Origin of the sequence: Streptomonospora alba (assembly GCF_000826685.1) — a bacterium.
GTDB lineage: Bacteria > Actinomycetota > Actinomycetes > Streptosporangiales > Streptosporangiaceae > Streptomonospora > Streptomonospora alba.
In genome coordinates, this window is record NZ_JROO01000001.1 from 42,869 (window position 1) to 57,622 (window position 14,754).

The following is a 14,754-nucleotide window of genomic DNA, read 5'->3' on the forward strand; positions in this document are numbered from 1 at the left end:
GCCGACTAGCTCTTCCAGTCCTGGGCGAGTGCGTCGTGCCGGTCGGCCTCCTCGAACAGGCCCACCGGGCGCGCGGAGCGGGTGGCAAGCTCCCTGAGATCGTTGGCGATCCAGGTGTGCAGGTAGTAGCGGTCGACCGCGGTTCCGGGGTCGCCGGCGATCCACATGCCGACGGTGACGCGGGCGACGGTGGGAAGGTGGCCGGGTTCCGCGTCCGCCACCTGTCCGGCCAGTTCGATCTGCAGCTCGTGCGGGGACGGCGGGGCGTGCGCGTCAGCGGCACGGGGAACGGTCGTGACGGCATGCAGCTGATCGAGCCAGGGCCGGGCGTCGCCGGTGTGGGGCAGGCTCTCGGCGAGTCCGCGGACGCACGCGGCGACGTCGCCGACCCCCAAAGCGTGGTAGAGCTCGCCGACGGTGTCGCCGCTCGTTCGGCAGCGGTCCCGCAGTTCGCGGCGCAACCGGGGCACGGTGTCGTCGCCGTGCCGATAGGACCAGCGCAGCAGCAGCCAGCGCAGGAGAGCCCGGTCCCCGGTCGTGGCGCCCTCGTGCCACAGGCACGACCGCCACAGTGCTTCCGCGCCGAGCAACGCGCCCTCCAGGCGCTCCGAGATGATCCACGCGGCGTCGTCGGCGCTGCGGGCGACGGCGAGCGCGGCCAGCGTCGCCAGCAGCGCGTCGTCCACGGGCACGGCCTCGGGCAGGTCCGGAACACTGCGCAGCAGGTCCTCACGCAGACGCTGCTCGACCAGGACCCCCGGCTTGCCCTCCGCGGCACTCCGGGGGTCCTCCTGGGCCAGCAGCGCGCCGGCTCCCTCCCGGACGGCCGACGGCCATGTCGCCGCGGCCTCCAGCATCAGCGCCGTCGAGCCCGGGTGGCCGCCAGTGAGTCCGTGGACCAGGGGTGCGACGCGGTGGTCCACCCCTCCGGGCAGCTCCGGCCGCGCCAGCTCCTCGGTCTCGCCGGGGGTGAGCTCCCTCAACGGCACGACTCGTATGTGCTCGTTGGCATGGCGTTCGCTCGCCTGCCGGGCCGTGGCCGCGGCCACCAGGGGCACCGCACGCGGCTTGTGGCCGATCGCCCGCAGGTAGTGGCGCCGGAAGCGTTCACCGAGCTCGGAGTCGATGTTGTCCAGCAGCACGACGCAGTCATACATGCCCGGCTTGGAGCGGATGCCGTGGCTGAATGCCGCACGCAGGTCGGCGAGGAACGCCTCGGTGAGCAAGCCCTCCACGGCCTCGCGGTTCTCCCGGTCGTCGAGATTGCCGGCGCGGCGGTTGAGCGCCCCGAGGACTCTCATGGGGTCCGCCGTGTGTTCCCGGTCCTGGTGCCCGTACCAGCGGTACGGCTCACCCAGCAGGAAGGAGCTCCCGGCCTCACGCGAGGTGACGTAGTCGACGCCGAGCGACGCCAGCGCTCCGAAGGTGGGCCGCAGCGGCGCGGGGACGCCCAGGAGGCCGGCGAGGTCTCCGGCGCTGGCCCGGGTGAATTCCCAGACCTTGTCGTATCCGCGGTTCCTGCGAAGCACGTCGATCATCGTGCGCCGCGCCTTGTCGGGGTCGGAGACGTCGACGTCCTCGCTCATCGCCAGCAGCCCGACGACGAGCCGGTGGAACCGCAATCGGCCGTAGCCCGGGCATCTCCGTCCCAGTTCGAACGCGAGAGCCGAAAGCACCTCCGGCAGCCCGGCGTTCTTTTCCACCCGGCCGAAGTCGAAATGCGCGTACGGCACGACCTGATCGATCTCCGCCGCGAGCTTGTTCAGCAGTGCCGTCTTTCCACTGCCACCCGTTCCCGTGAACAGGAGAAAGGCGGGCTGCTCTGCGGATCCGCTCCTGGTGATGCATTCTTCGAGTGCCTCGACCGCCTCCTGGCGGCCGAGGATCCGACCGGTACTTCCGGTGAGCACTCAAACTCCCCTCCACCGCGCCCGGCGCCTGGACCGCAATCCCCTCGCCGACCGATGAGCCGGCGCCGGAGTGGGAACGGATGCGAGGTGGGCGCGCCGAGCTTGTTGCGGAAGTGTCCGAGGGAAATGCGGTGATCCGTGAATCCAGCCTGCCGCACCAGGACGGCCGTTGTGCGCGACTAGCGTGCAGGTTCAACGTGAATGTAGCAGTGGTTCCCTGCACGCCTCAGCGAAAACGGAAAACAGATGACCGAAATCGGTGTGCACCCCGGGATACTGAACTCTGACTCCCGAGGCGCCCCGTGGTTCACACGAACACCGAGGATATTCTGTCCGCTATCGGAAACCGTCGGCACGTTTACCGACCCGATACCGCATCATCTGCGCTTCTGCGGGAAAGGCCGGCCACCCGACGCCTTCGCCGCCGCGAAGAGAATCGGATCCTCCTGTGGACCCACGTCGGACGAATGCGGTGCCGTCGGCGGCCGCATTCTGTGATCAAGGAGGTGTTCGGCGCCCGGAGCACGCGGTGAACCACCGGCGCGTTTTCCGCGGCGCGGCAAGGCGCGTCTACCCGTCGCTCTCCGGCTGCCCCATGCGCTCCGGCGGCGCTTCGCCGTCCCAGGCGGCTCGGCGCATGTCGACTCGGTCGCCGCTCGGCCGCATGGGGGTGGCTTCCGCGGCGTAATGGGCCAGCGCCTCGACCTCGTGGCCGGAGGGCGGGCTGCCGTCGGCCCGGATGACGCGCCACCAGCAGACGGCGCCGCCCCAGGCCGACATCACCGCGCCGACCTGGCGAGGACCGGCCTCGCCCAGGTACTCGGCGATGTCGCCGTAGCTCATGACCCTGCCGGGCGGAATCGCCTCGACGACTTCGAGGACACGCTCCACATACGCGGTGGGGCGGCTGAACGCGTGCGGCATGGGCCGATCGTAGTACCGCACAGGCCGACCCGGTCCTGGGGAGTCGGACGGCTTCTAGCTGCTGGGCTGCCGATCGACCGTGGGCTGCGGCGGGACGATGCGGCGGTACATCGCGACGGAGCCCGGCAGCGTCACCAGTCCGGTGACCACCGCGACGGCGCCGGCGATCCACGCCGTCATGGCCGCGGACGGGGTGTCGGCGAAGCCGAACAGCCACGGCGTCGCGATCAGGAGCAGGCCCGTGACGACGGTGGCCGCCTCGGTGACGAACAGTTCCGGGTGGATGACGGCCAGGCAGGCCAGGAACACCAGAAGCACGCCGAGCAGGAACAGCATGGCCATGCCGATTCCCAGCAGGCCGTGCCAGGCGTGGCTGACGGAGACGGCCGTGCCCGCGATAAGGGCCAGCCAGTCCGCCCACCTTCTGGCGTTTCGCATTTCGCCCTACCTCCAGGCTCGTCGGGTGCCGCCGCGAGCATACCTACCCAGACGTGGGGCCGTAGGAACGGAGGCCGCCCCCTGTGGCTGCGGTGGAGTACGCGGCTCCGGAGGCGAAACGGGCCGCCGCGGCGCAGTGCCGCGGCGGCCCGGGAGCGTATCGGCGCCGATAGCGGTCTCAGTAGGTGGGCAGGCTCGGGTCGACCTGGTTGACCCAGGCCAGCACGCCGCCGCCGACGTGGACGGCGCTGTCGAAGCCCGCGCCCTTGAGCGCACCGAGGGCCTCGGCCGAGCGCGCGCCCGACTTGCAGTGCAGGACGATGCGCTTGTCCTGCGGCAGCTTGCCGAACGCCTCGCCGCTGAGGAACTCCCCCTTGGGGATGAGCTCGGCGCCGGGGATGTTGACGATCTCGTACTCGTGCTTCTCACGGACGTCGACGAGGTGGAAGTCCTCGCCCTTGTCCATCATCTCCTTGAGCTCGCCCGCGGTGATGGTCGAGCCCTGGGCGGCACGCTCGGCCTCGTCGGAGACCTGGCCGCAGAACGCCTCGTAGTCGATGAGCTCGGTGATCGGCTCGCCCTCGGGGTCCTTGCGGACCTTGACCGTCTTCCAGCTCATCTCCAGGGCGTCGTAGATCATCAGGCGGCCGACCAGCGGTTCGCCGATGCCGCAGATCAGCTTGATGGCCTCGTTGACCATGACCGAGCCGATCGAGGCGCACAGCACGCCCAGAACTCCGCCCTCGGCGCAGGAGGGGACCATCCCGGGCGGCGGGGGCTCGGGGTAGAGGTCGCGGTACTGCGGGCCGTACTCGTTCCAGAAGACGCTGACCTGACCGTCGAAGCGGAAGATCGAACCCCACACGTAGGGCTTGTTCAGCAGCACGCAGGCGTCGTTGACCAGGTAGCGGGTCGCGAAGTTGTCGGTTCCGTCGAGGACGAGATCGTAGCCCTCGAAGATCTCCAGCGCGTTCTCGGAGTCGAGGTGCTCCTTGTGCAGGACGACCTTCGTGTTCGGGTTGATCTCCTCGATGCTCTCGCGCGCCGACTCGGCCTTGGGCTTGCCCACGTCGCTCTGCCCGTGGATGACCTGGCGCTGGAGGTTGGACTCGTCGACCTCGTCGAAGTCCACGACGCCCAGCGTGCCGACGCCGGCGGCGGCCAGGTAGAGCAGCGCGGGCGAGCCGAGCCCGCCGGCGCCCACCACGAGCACCTTGGCGTTCTTCAGACGCTTCTGACCGTCCATCCCCACATCGGGGATGATCAGGTGGCGGGAATAGCGGCGAACCTCGTCGACGGTGAGCTCGTCGGCCGGTTCGACCAGCGGCGGCAGCGACACAGCAGCTCCTCAGCATTCCTCATCGATGTCACGTCCCCGGGGCGTCGCCGGGTGAACGCGGGTGTTTACGGGCACGTGACGAGCTTGCATTCATAGCCAACCTACGGGGCGGGGTTTCGCATTCCCGCCGCGGGCCGAGCGTTCCCTCCGCCTTCGTCACTCCGGCCCGAGCCGACCGCCTTAGGGGGCCGCAGCCTCCTGCTCCCCGCGCGACCGGGCCGAACCCCTGCTGTCGACGCTGCGCAGGAAGGTGCGTACCTCGCGCCCCACGCGCTCGGGGTACTCCATCATCGCCACGTGGCCGGTCTCGGGCATCAGCACCAGCCGGCTGCGGGGGAAGGCGCGCGCGGCCCGGGCCGCCATGCGCGGGTCCACGAATCTGTCGCCTGTGGCATAGATCAGCAGTACCGGACACCGCACCCGCGAGGCCTGCTGCCACAACGAGCGGTAGCCGCACCGCAGGTACTCGGCGACCATCCCGCGAAGCGAGCGCAGGACCGCGGTCGTGGCGTGGGGGTGGGTATCGCGCTCGCGCTCGGCCTCCAGCGCCTCCATGACGCGCCGCGTCGGCACCGAGGAGGGGTCGTAGTAGGTGGTGGCGAACATGTCCTGCACGCGGACCTCGGGTGGGCGGCGCTGCATCAGCGCGTAGGCCGCCGGGCCCAGCAACGGGAACAGCGATGCCGCCATCTGGTAGGGCACCAGGCGCGGGCGCAGGTCGGGCAGCGCCGGGGAGACCAGGGTGAGCGACTTCACCAGGTCGGGGCGTTCGGCCGCCACGCGCACGGCCGCGGCGCCGCCCATGGAGTTGCCGATCAGGTGAACGGGCTCCCCTCCGGCGGCGATCAGCCGGGCGACGGTGCCGGAGTGGCCGTCGACGCTGTAGTCCTCGCCCGGCGGCGGCGGTGAGCTTCCGAAACCGGGCAGGTCCAGCGCCTCGCCGGCCCACTCGGTGCACAGGACGCCCATCAGGTCCGTCCAGTTGGTGGAGTCGCCGCCGAGCCCGTGGACGTAGAGCGCCCGGGGCCGCGTGCCGAGGGGAGCGGGGCAGGAGTCGCTGCGGACGAAGACCTGCCGCCCTTCTCCCAGATCGACGTGCTCGCCCGGCCAGGGGTCGATGGGCTCCGCCATGGTGCGGCCTCCTGTGGATCGCCGGCGTGCGGGACTTCTCGTGCGGGAGTGCGGGGGCCCGCCCGGACACCCGCACGCGTCCATGCTCCACACAGCGTGCGTATCCATGCAAGGCCGGGTAGAGGGGCCGCAGACCCGCGCTGGCGCGATCCGGCGTCGGCGGCCCAGTACCTTGGGCCGGTACCGTAGGCACGAACCGACTACGCAGGGGGAAAGCTGTGTCTCAGCCTCAGGACGACGGCGCCGATCGCCCCATCGAGAGCGGCGACGCCGATTACAGCGAGCAGCGCGCCGAGGTGGCCTCCGAGGAGGGCGACTGGACGCGCCGCGGTCGGCTGGCGGCCGAGGACGAGGTGTCCGAGGCTGACGCCGTCGAGCAGCTGCGCGAGATCGAGCTCGACGAGGACGAGTACCGCTAGGGCGCCGTCGCACGGCCGTCCGGCCCCGTCCCCGGCGGCCGCCGGGGACGGGGCGGTGCGCAGAGGGCGCCGGGCCACTGGCTGCGGTGAACCTACGTGCGAGTAAGATAGTGGCGGTGCGCCGGGTCGAGGCCGAAGGTATCCGGATCCGAACAGGCGTTCCAGGCAAGGTCGTCGAGCGCGGCAGGCTCCAGGCCGCGAGGAGTTCGGAGGGTGTTGGCTGTGACAGCTCCTTCAGACGCCCGTCCGCGCGGGACCCGCCTGCCCCGGATGGCCCGTCGGCGCCAGCTGCTGGCCGCCGCGCAGGAGGTCTTCGTCGCCCACGGCTACCACGCCGCGGCGATGGACGAGATCGCCGAGCGTGCCGGCGTCAGCAAGCCGGTGCTCTACCAGCACTTCCCCGGCAAGCTTGAGCTGTACCTGGCGCTGCTGGAGCAGCATTCCGAGGCGCTGATCGAGAAGCAGCGCGAGGCGCTGCAGAGCACCGACGACAACCGCCAGCGGGTGGCCGCGAGCTTCCGTGCGTACTTCGACTTCGTCGCCGGGGAGGGCGAGGCGTTCCGCCTGGTCTTCGAGTCCGACCTGCGCAACGTCGCCGCGGTCCGCGACAAGACCGAGCAGACGCTGCAGCGCTGCGCCGAACTGATCAGCGACGTGATCAGCCAGGACACCAGCATCTCCGACGAGGAGGCCCACCTCCTCAGCATCGGGCTGGTGGGCATGGCCGAGACCAGCGCCCGCTACTGGCTCAACAACGAGGGCAGCATCCCGCAGGAGGCCGCCGAGCAGTTGATCGCGCGGCTGGCCTGGCGCGGCATCAGCGGCTGGGACCTCACCCGCGGCTGAAACACAAGCGGCTGCGCGGGCTCCGCGCCTGTGTCGTCCTGACCCCGGTTGGTCAACAGCAGGTCAAGGACCGGCAAATTGTGACTTTGGATGTCCGTCTGTCACTCTCCGGTGATTCGGTGTGCCCACCACGGGGTAGTCGGCGTTGTGACAATGAGTCGTCTCGGTTTCGCCGGGCGGACGCGGGGCGGACCCCGGGTACCGGTCGGGGCGCCATGGAGGTGAAATCGCATGAACATCCAGCAAGGGTTAACGGACGCCTGGAGCGCCGTCGCCTCCTTCGTTCCATTGCTGGCCGCATTCCTGGTGATCCTGGTCCTGGGGTGGATCATCTCGAAGATCGCCGGCCGTCTGGTAGGCAAGGGGCTGGGCAAGGCCGGACTCGACCGCGGCCTCGACCGCAGCGGTGTGGGTGAGTACTTCCAGCGCAGCAGCTACAGCGCGAGCCAACTGTGCGGCAAGATCGTTTACTACGTCCTGCTGCTGATCACGCTGCAGCTCGCGTTCAGCGTCTTCGGGCCCAACAACCCGATCACGCAGCTGCTGAACGATGTGGTCGCCTGGATTCCGCTCGCCATCGTCGCGCTGGTCATCGTCGTGGTGGCCGGCATGATCGCCAAGGCGGCACGGGACATCGTCTCCAACGCCCTGGCCGGCGTGGGGTACGGCCGCTTGCTGGGCAACATCGCCGGGATCTTCATCATGGGCCTCGGTGTGATCGCCGCGCTGAACCAGATCGGCGTGGCCACGACCGTGACCCAGCCGGTGCTGATCGCCGTGCTGGCCACCGTCGGCGGAATCCTGGTCGTGGGCCTCGGCGGCGGACTGATCCGGCCGATGCAGGAGCGCTGGTCCAACTGGCTGCAGGTCGCCGAGCAGGAGACCGGACGGCTTCGCGAGGACTCCTACCGCGCCGGGCGCACCGACGCCATGCAGCAGGGCCCCTCCCAGGGCGCCCCGCAGCAGGCGCCGCGTGAATCCGGTGCACGGGACACCGCGACCATGGGCGGCCCTTCCCAGGGCAACCGCGCCGGCGGCGAGCAGCCGCCGGGCTCGCCCGAGCGGTGAAGGCCGCGCCGGCGCCGCGGGCGCCGGCGATCCGATCCCACGCACGCAAAGGGGGCGGGGCCGTCGAGCGGCCCCGCCCCCTTCTGCTTGTGCTTGCCCGCCTGTGCTCGCCGCCGCCGACCGGGCCGCCGGGCCCGCATCCGGGCGGGCTCAGAGCAGTTCGTCGTTGCCGAGCTCGTCGCGCGCAAGCCGGTTGATGCGGCGGACGATAAGCGCCCCGGCGATCACGACCGGAACGACAGTGAGCCAGAAGGCGATGCTCGCCCAGCCGATGCCGATGAGCACCATGACCGCCAAGGCGATCACGATGATCGAGGTGTACAGCGAGAAGTCGATGCGGTCCTGCTGAACCAGGACGCCGATCGGCGGTCGCGCCGCACCATGCCGGCCGCTCCCCATGCGCTCTTCCTTTCTTGCGGTGCGGAACACCGCGCGTACTTGTCCCAGAGTGCGGTCCCTTGCGGGTCGCTGCGGGCCCGCCTCCCGGCGCCGGCGCATCGACGCGCCGGTGCGCGTACGCCTCTGCGGCGAGCCGCGTGGCCACCCCGGATCAGGCCAAGCCTACGCTCAGTCACCACATCCGCGGGGCACTTCGCGGCTCGCCGGCGCCGCGGCGCCGGACCCGCCCCCGGGTTCGGGTGAGAGTGGGACCAAACCTAGCGGACGAAGCCGTGTTCCTTCGCCAGTCTCAGCACCGCCAGCACGCGCAGGGTCTCCCAGTCGTAACCGTCGCAGGAGGAGTGCCAGCCGCGTTCGCGGCAGCCGTCCATGAACCCGTCGAGGTAGCGGGAGAGGCCGAGCCGGGTCAGCCTGCCGCCGTCGGCGACGATCGAATCACGCACCGCCGCGGCGTGCTGGTCCAGCTCAGCGGTCATCCAGGGCTCCGTGGAATCGCCGAGCGGGCCGAACAGTCCGAACTCACGAGTCAGCCGGGCCAGCGGACCTTCGGCGAAGTACCCAGGACGCATGGAGAGCTACCTCAGACAGGGGACGGAGCAAGAACGCGACCGACTATATACGAAACAAAGAGCAAATCGTGACGCTCTATTTCAGACGCGGCAACCATGACATTCCTGGACACAGCACTGGATACCCGACAAGGCGGGCATCTGAGGCCCGGCGCGGCGCACCCGTCATGTGCTCAGGCCCATGGCCTCCAGGCGCGCCGTGTGGCTCTCGGTGAGGTCGGCGAAGATGCGGCTGACCGTCGCCAGATCGGCCGCCTGCGCCTCGGACACGTCCGCGTCCTCGGTCCCGTCGGCGGCGTGGGTGTCGGCCTCCGATGCGACGCTGCGCACACCCGACCCCAGTAGCGCCGCCAGCTCGGGCCGACGCGAGGCCACGCTCTGCGCCTGGCTCAGCGCCTCGCCCACCAGCCGACGCGCCCACAGGGACAGCCGCCCGGCCAGGGCCGGGTCCTCGGCGATGGCGCTGCGCACCTGGGAGGCGACGAACTCGGCGCGTCCCGACTCCACCAGGGTGTCGCGGACCAGCTCCTGGGTCTGCTCGTCGCACAGATCGGCGATCTTGCCGTAGAAGTCGCCGGCGATGCCGTCGCCGACGTAGGCCTTGACCAGGCTCTCCAGCCAGCTCTGCGGCTCGGTGCGCGCGTGCCAGGCGTCCAGCGGTACCGAGAAGGGCTCCATCGCCGACTCCGGCTGCACGTCCAGCTCCGCGAGGCGGTCGTGCAACCGCCGGTAGTTCGCGTGCTCGGCGGCGGCGAGGTCGGCGAGTGCGCCCTTGCTCGCCAGGGTCGGTGCCAGCTCGGCGTCGCCGGCCAGTCGGAAGAAGGCGACGAGGCGCGCGTAGGCGAGCAGGCCCAGCAGGTCGATCACGCCGCGCCCGGCCTCGGCGAAGTCGCCGCTCACGCCCGAGTCGGCACCGCGCTCCTCACTCACCGCGCACCCCCGTCGCGGCGCCGGGGCACAGGGCCCGCGCCGTCGGCTCCACTCGCTTGCGAGCACGCTTGGTCATGGGCGACAGGTTATCGCTCCGCGGAGGCTCCGCGGCCCCGGACCGCCACGGGACTATTCCTCCGCGGCAGTGTGTTGTACGTGTCGGACGACCGTTCGCGAGCGTCACGGCGCTCTTTCGCTGCGTGCCCGAAAGCGGCATATCCAGCAGAGGAGCGGCAGGTTAGAATCTGTCGCAGTGGCCGCCACGAGTCGGCCATCGCGCGGCGACCTCGCCGCAGCCGCACCGCTCCGCACAGGCGCGGGCGAGCTGCTGCAAGGCCCCGCGCGGCGGTCACCGCGCGGTCCCCCGCGCCCACCGCCGCGCGGTGTGCGCCGCGGCCAACCATGACAACAACCGTCACCGGCGCCGCGAACGCGAAGCGAGCGTCAGCGTCGACCGCCTTACGTGCCGGAACCGCCGGGACCGCGGCAGGCAAGGAGCGTGAAGTGCGGCAGACCCGTACACGCGCGCCCGCCCAGCGGCGCCCGCTGACGCTACGACAGGCGGCGGACGGCCACGCGATTGCCATCGACCCGCGCCGCCGGGCCGCGCCGGAGGTCGGAACCGACCGAGCTCCGAGCCGCGCCGGACGAGCCCGCCATCGGGCACGCGCGCGAAGCACCCGGCCCGGCCACGCCGGGCCCGTCCGCCATACACCACGGCCACGAACGCAAAAGCGGCCCGCCCAGAGGAGGCATGAGCCCTGACAAGCACAGACACCAACGAAGAACGACGAACCTTCCGCGGACTCGGTGTCAACCCCGACATCGCGGACGCGCTCGAAGCCGAAGGCATCGTCGAGCCCTTTCCGATCCAGACCCTCGCCCTCCCCCTCGCTCTCGGGGCCTCCGACATCATCGGCCAGGCCCGTACCGGCACCGGCAAGACGCTCGCCTTCGGGCTGCCGCTGCTGCAGCGGGTACAGGAGGCGCCGGGATCGCCCAAGCGCCCGCGGGCGCTGGTGGTGGTACCGACCCGCGAGCTGGCCATCCAGGTCGCCGCCGACCTCACCACGGCGGGCAAGCGCACCGGCGCGCGGATCGTCACCGTTTACGGCGGCCGCGCCTATGAGCCGCAGATCGAAGGACTCAAGGACGGCGTCGACGTCGTCGTGGGGACCCCCGGTCGGCTGCTCGACCTGGAGAACCAGAAGCACCTGAGCCTCAACGAGGTGTCGGCGGTGGTGCTGGACGAGGCCGACAAGATGCTCGACCTCGGCTTCCTCCCCGACATCAAGAAGATCCTCACCAAGATCCCCGACGAGCGCCAGGTGATGCTGTTCTCGGCCACCATGCCGAGCGAGATCGTCTCCCTGTCGCGCAACTACCTGCGCCAACCCACCCACGTGCGGGCGGGCGACGACGACGATCCCAGCCAGGCCCGCATCAGCCACGTCGACCAGCACGTCTTCCGCACCCACCCCATGGACAAGCCCGAGATGCTCGCGCGCCTGCTCCAGGCCGAGGGCCGCGGATTGACCATGGTCTTCTGCCAGACCAAGCGCGCCTGCGACAAGGTCGCCGCCGACCTCAAGGACCGCGGGTTCGCGGCCGCGGCCGTGCACGGCGACCTCGGCCAGAGCCAGCGCGAGCGCGCTCTGCGGGCGTTCCGCAGCGGCAAGATCGACGTGCTGGTGGCCACCGACGTGGCCGCGCGAGGGCTGGACGTCGACGACGTCACCCACGTGGTCAACTACGAGTGCCCCGACGACGAGAAGACCTACACCCACCGCACCGGCCGCACAGGCCGGGCCGGGCGTTCGGGCACCGCGGTGACCTTCATCAGCTGGCAGGAGGTCGCGCGCTGGAAGCTGATCAACACCGCGCTGGAACTGTCCCATCCCGACCCCGCCGAGACCTACTCCACCTCCCCGCACTTCTTCGAGGAGATGGGCATCCCGGCGGGCACCAAGGGCCGCCTGGCCGCCGACCGGCGCGAGCGCGCGGGTTTGGAGGCCGAGCAGGTCGAGGACATCGGCGACACGGGGCAGCACCGCACCGGCGGCAAGGGCGGCGGCAAGAGCGGCCGTGAGGAGAGCGGCGGCGCCAAGAGCGGACGCTCCGGCAACCGGCGGCGCACCCGCGGCTCCGGCGGGACGGGCAAGGCGTCCTCCGGTGGCGCGGGCAAGGCGTCCTCGGGCAGCGGTACGAGTGCCGATGCCGGATCCGGCGCCAAGGCCGAGGCATCCGGCGGCGGCTCGGGCGAGTCCCCGGCCCCGCGGCGTCGGCGCCGCCGGCGCACCCGCAGCGGTGTCGAGCAGCCCGGCAAGGACCAGGGCCAGTAGGCAGCGACACCCCGGAAGCCGCCACCGCGGCGGCATCCGGCGAATCCGCACCGGTCGCGGACAGCGGACCGCGACCGGGGCGTGTGGGAACAGACCGCTGACGGGGCCTTCGCCGCCGAGAGCGCGAGCACCGGCCCCGCCGCCGGCACCGCCGACCTATCCCGGTCGGCGGGTGCCCGCCCCTTTCGCCCGGAGCCGCGCCGCGCCCCTCGGCCGCGGCGGCTCCCCGGCGCTTGCGGCCGCTCAGGCGGCGCACAGCAGGGCCGAGTACGGCGCATATAGTGAGCCGACGTGAGCACTCCTCGATTCCTGGGCCTGCCGCCCGGCGTCCGGCACACCACCGTCCGCACCCCCATGGGCAGCGTCGCCGCCCTGCAGGCCACGCCCGCGGCCGGCGGCTGCGAACGCCAACCGGCGCTGCTGGTCCCCGGCTACACCGGCAGCAAAGAGGACTTCATCGCGCTGCTGCAGACGCTGGCGTCGGCGGGGCGCGCGGTGACGGCCGTCGACATGCCGGGGCAGTACCAGTCCCCCGGCTTCGTCGACCCCGAGGAGTACACCCGCGTCGGCTTGGGCCGTGTCATCGGCGAGGTCGCTCTGACACTGGACGACGGGCCCGTGCACCTGCTGGGCCATTCCTTCGGCGGGCTGGTCACACGCGAGACCGTCATCTCGGCGACGGTGCCGCTGCTGTCCTTCACCCTGATGAGCTCGGGCCCCTCGGCCATCGGCGGCTCCCGTGCCCTCGACGCCCGCAGCCTCGTAGCGGCCATCGGCCAGGCGCGCACGCGTGAGCGCCTGGAGGAGATCTGGGCCGAGCACCTGGACGCCCCCACCAGGGAGAGCGGCGTCTCCCCGGAGATCCACGCGTTCCTCCGCCGGCGCATGGTCGCCAATCACCCCGACGCGCTCGTGCGCATGGCCGAGGAGTTGCTCAACGCCGTCGACCGCACCCCCGAACTGGCCCGGTCCCAGCTGCCGATGCTCGTGCTCTACGGCGAGGAAGACGACGCCTGGCCGCCCGAGGCCCAGTCGGCGATGGCCGGCCACCTGGGCGCCGAACGGGTCGTCATCCCGGGTGCGGCCCATTCGCCCAACGTGGAGGCGCCGGAGACCACGGCCGAGGCCCTGACCGCCTTCTGGAACCAGGTGGAGTCCAAGGAGCGCGGCGGAGCGTAGCGGCCGCTCCCCGCAGCCGCTCGATCGGTACCGCCCCGGCCGGGCGGTCGCTGCCGCACGGCCGGGGCACGAGCCGCTATCGGGTGGCGACCCAGCTGTCGAAGTTCTCCGAGGCCTCGCCCACCGTGGTCTCCGGGCCGCTGTCGGGCAGCACGCGGGTGTCCGGGGGCAGGGTCAGGATCATCTCGCCGATGGAGTGCAGCTGCTGGGTGAAGTCGATGTAGCCGCCTGCCACGGTGCCGACCTCGTCCTTGCGCAGCGAGTCGCCGGTGAACACGACGCCCTTCTCCGAGATGTAGTAGGCGACGCTGCCGGTGGAGGTGCCGGGGATCGGCAGGATGTCGATCTCGATGTCGCCGGCCTTGAGCGAGCCGCCGCCTTCGATTTCGAGATCGGGTCGGCGCTCGGCGCCGTGCACCCGCCGCCAGGCGCGCACCTCGCGGCGGTGGAGGGCGATGGGCGCCTCGTCGCGCTCGGCCACCTCGACAGCGGCGGCGATGTGCGTGTTGTAGCCGTTGGTGCAGGCCACGAGGTAGACCTCGCGCTCGCCCACGGCTTCCATGACGGCTTCGGCGTCGTGGGCCGGGTCGATCACCACAACACCCTCGTCGTCGACGTCGACGATCCAGGTGTTGCTGACGACGTCGACCTCCTGGTCCTCGGCCTTGAGTACGCCGACGGTGCGCACCCGCTGCACGCCTTCCTCGTCGGGCTCGGTGACGCCCGCGGTCTCGGGCTCGTCGGCGTCGGCGAACGCGCCCTTCTTCGCGGGCGCGGCGGGGGCGGTGTCCTCGTCGTCCTCGGCGGCGTCCTCCTCGTCGGCCTCATCGGCCTCGATGCCGTCGGGATCGGCGTCCTCGGCTCCGGCGGCGTCGGGCTTCTTCGCCGCGGGGACGTCCTCGTCCGATTCCTCCGGCTCAGCGGCCGCGTCGGAGTCGTCGACGCCCTCGGCGCCGTCCGGGGTACCCGCCTTCTTCGCGGCGGACTTCTCCTCGCTCGCCCGCTCCCCGGCTCCGGTGTCCTCGGTGTCGGTGCTCGTGGTCGTCACCGCCGACTCCGCACCGGAGCCCTCGGCCTCGTCGCCGTCCTTCTTCTTGCCCTTCCGCTTCCAGAACACGGTGCCGACCCTTCGCTGTCCGTTTCGAGCACTGGTGGTTATCGGGACCATTGTCACCGCCCCGCGGGCGAGGCGGTACCCGGCCAGGCAGCTGGCCAGTGTCCCCTTCGACGGCTAAACCGCCGATAAGCCCGCGGTCCGCG

General features: G+C 71.2%; 14 protein-coding genes. 5 read left to right on the plus strand and 9 right to left on the minus strand.

All coding sequences use genetic code 11. The features are described 5' to 3' along the window. Positions 1-5: 5 nt before the first annotated feature. From LP52_RS00170 to LP52_RS00190, 5 genes are all read right to left on the minus strand, one after another. Positions 6-1,910: a P-loop NTPase family protein gene (locus LP52_RS00170; RefSeq protein WP_040269645.1), complete on the minus strand. Its 1,905-nt coding sequence runs from the start codon at positions 1,908-1,910 to the stop codon at positions 6-8. A 570-nt stretch (positions 1,911-2,480) separates the two neighbouring features. Further along, positions 2,481-2,834: an MGMT family protein gene (locus LP52_RS00175; protein WP_040269647.1), complete on the minus strand. Its 354-nt coding sequence runs from the start codon at positions 2,832-2,834 to the stop codon at positions 2,481-2,483. Between the two features lie 54 nt (positions 2,835-2,888). Next, entirely contained in the window at positions 2,889-3,272 is a 384-nt protein-coding gene (locus tag LP52_RS00180; RefSeq protein WP_052809250.1) for an SPW repeat protein, read from the minus strand. Between the two features lie 178 nt (positions 3,273-3,450). Then, positions 3,451-4,611 carry an adenylyltransferase/sulfurtransferase MoeZ gene (gene moeZ / locus LP52_RS00185; RefSeq protein WP_040269648.1) on the minus strand — a complete coding sequence of 387 codons (1,161 nt, stop codon included), beginning with the start codon at positions 4,609-4,611 and terminating at the stop codon, positions 3,451-3,453. A gap of 180 nt (positions 4,612-4,791) precedes the next feature. Beyond that, complete coding sequence (locus LP52_RS00190; protein WP_040269649.1) at positions 4,792-5,742, minus strand: alpha/beta fold hydrolase; 951 nt, start codon at positions 5,740-5,742, stop codon at positions 4,792-4,794. Between the two features lie 218 nt (positions 5,743-5,960). Here LP52_RS00190 and LP52_RS00195 point away from each other — a divergent pair, with 218 nt between their 5' ends. From LP52_RS00195 to LP52_RS00205, 3 genes are all read left to right on the plus strand, one after another. Then, positions 5,961-6,161, plus strand: coding sequence for a hypothetical protein (locus LP52_RS00195; protein WP_040269650.1), 201 nt, complete (start codon positions 5,961-5,963; stop codon positions 6,159-6,161). A gap of 222 nt (positions 6,162-6,383) precedes the next feature. Beyond that, positions 6,384-7,007 (plus strand): TetR/AcrR family transcriptional regulator, encoded by a 624-nt coding sequence (locus LP52_RS00200; protein WP_238580664.1) that lies wholly within the window; start codon positions 6,384-6,386, stop codon positions 7,005-7,007. A gap of 231 nt (positions 7,008-7,238) precedes the next feature. Next, positions 7,239-8,075, plus strand: coding sequence for a mechanosensitive ion channel family protein (locus LP52_RS00205; protein ID WP_040269652.1), 837 nt, complete (start codon positions 7,239-7,241; stop codon positions 8,073-8,075). Between the two features lie 150 nt (positions 8,076-8,225). Here the strand turns inward: LP52_RS00205 and LP52_RS00210 are convergent, their stop codons facing one another. The 3 genes from LP52_RS00210 to LP52_RS00220 all read right to left on the minus strand — a co-directional run bounded on the left by LP52_RS00210 (position 8,226) and on the right by LP52_RS00220 (position 9,910). After that, entirely contained in the window at positions 8,226-8,474 is a 249-nt protein-coding gene (locus tag LP52_RS00210; RefSeq protein WP_040269653.1) for a hypothetical protein, read from the minus strand. Positions 8,475-8,731: 257 nt separating this feature from the next. Further along, positions 8,732-9,043 carry a DUF6401 family natural product biosynthesis protein gene (locus LP52_RS00215; RefSeq protein ID WP_040269655.1) on the minus strand — a complete coding sequence of 104 codons (312 nt, stop codon included), beginning with the start codon at positions 9,041-9,043 and terminating at the stop codon, positions 8,732-8,734. Positions 9,044-9,208: 165 nt separating this feature from the next. Further along, a complete protein-coding gene (locus tag LP52_RS00220) occupies positions 9,209-9,910 on the minus strand; it encodes a ferritin-like fold-containing protein (RefSeq protein WP_052809265.1) in 702 nt (233 codons plus the stop codon). 914 nt (positions 9,911-10,824) lie between these two features. On the opposite strand from LP52_RS00220, the gene LP52_RS00225 reads away from it, so the two are divergent. Both LP52_RS00225 and LP52_RS00230 read left to right on the plus strand, forming a co-directional pair. Further along, a complete protein-coding gene (locus tag LP52_RS00225) occupies positions 10,825-12,315 on the plus strand; it encodes a DEAD/DEAH box helicase (RefSeq protein ID WP_052809252.1) in 1,491 nt (496 codons plus the stop codon). A gap of 291 nt (positions 12,316-12,606) precedes the next feature. Further along, positions 12,607-13,494: an alpha/beta fold hydrolase gene (locus LP52_RS00230; protein ID WP_040269658.1), complete on the plus strand. Its 888-nt coding sequence runs from the start codon at positions 12,607-12,609 to the stop codon at positions 13,492-13,494. A gap of 76 nt (positions 13,495-13,570) precedes the next feature. Here the strand turns inward: LP52_RS00230 and LP52_RS00235 are convergent, their stop codons facing one another. Beyond that, complete coding sequence (locus LP52_RS00235; RefSeq protein ID WP_040269659.1) at positions 13,571-14,611, minus strand: MBL fold metallo-hydrolase; 1,041 nt, start codon at positions 14,609-14,611, stop codon at positions 13,571-13,573. Between the last annotated feature and the right edge of the window lie 143 nt (positions 14,612-14,754).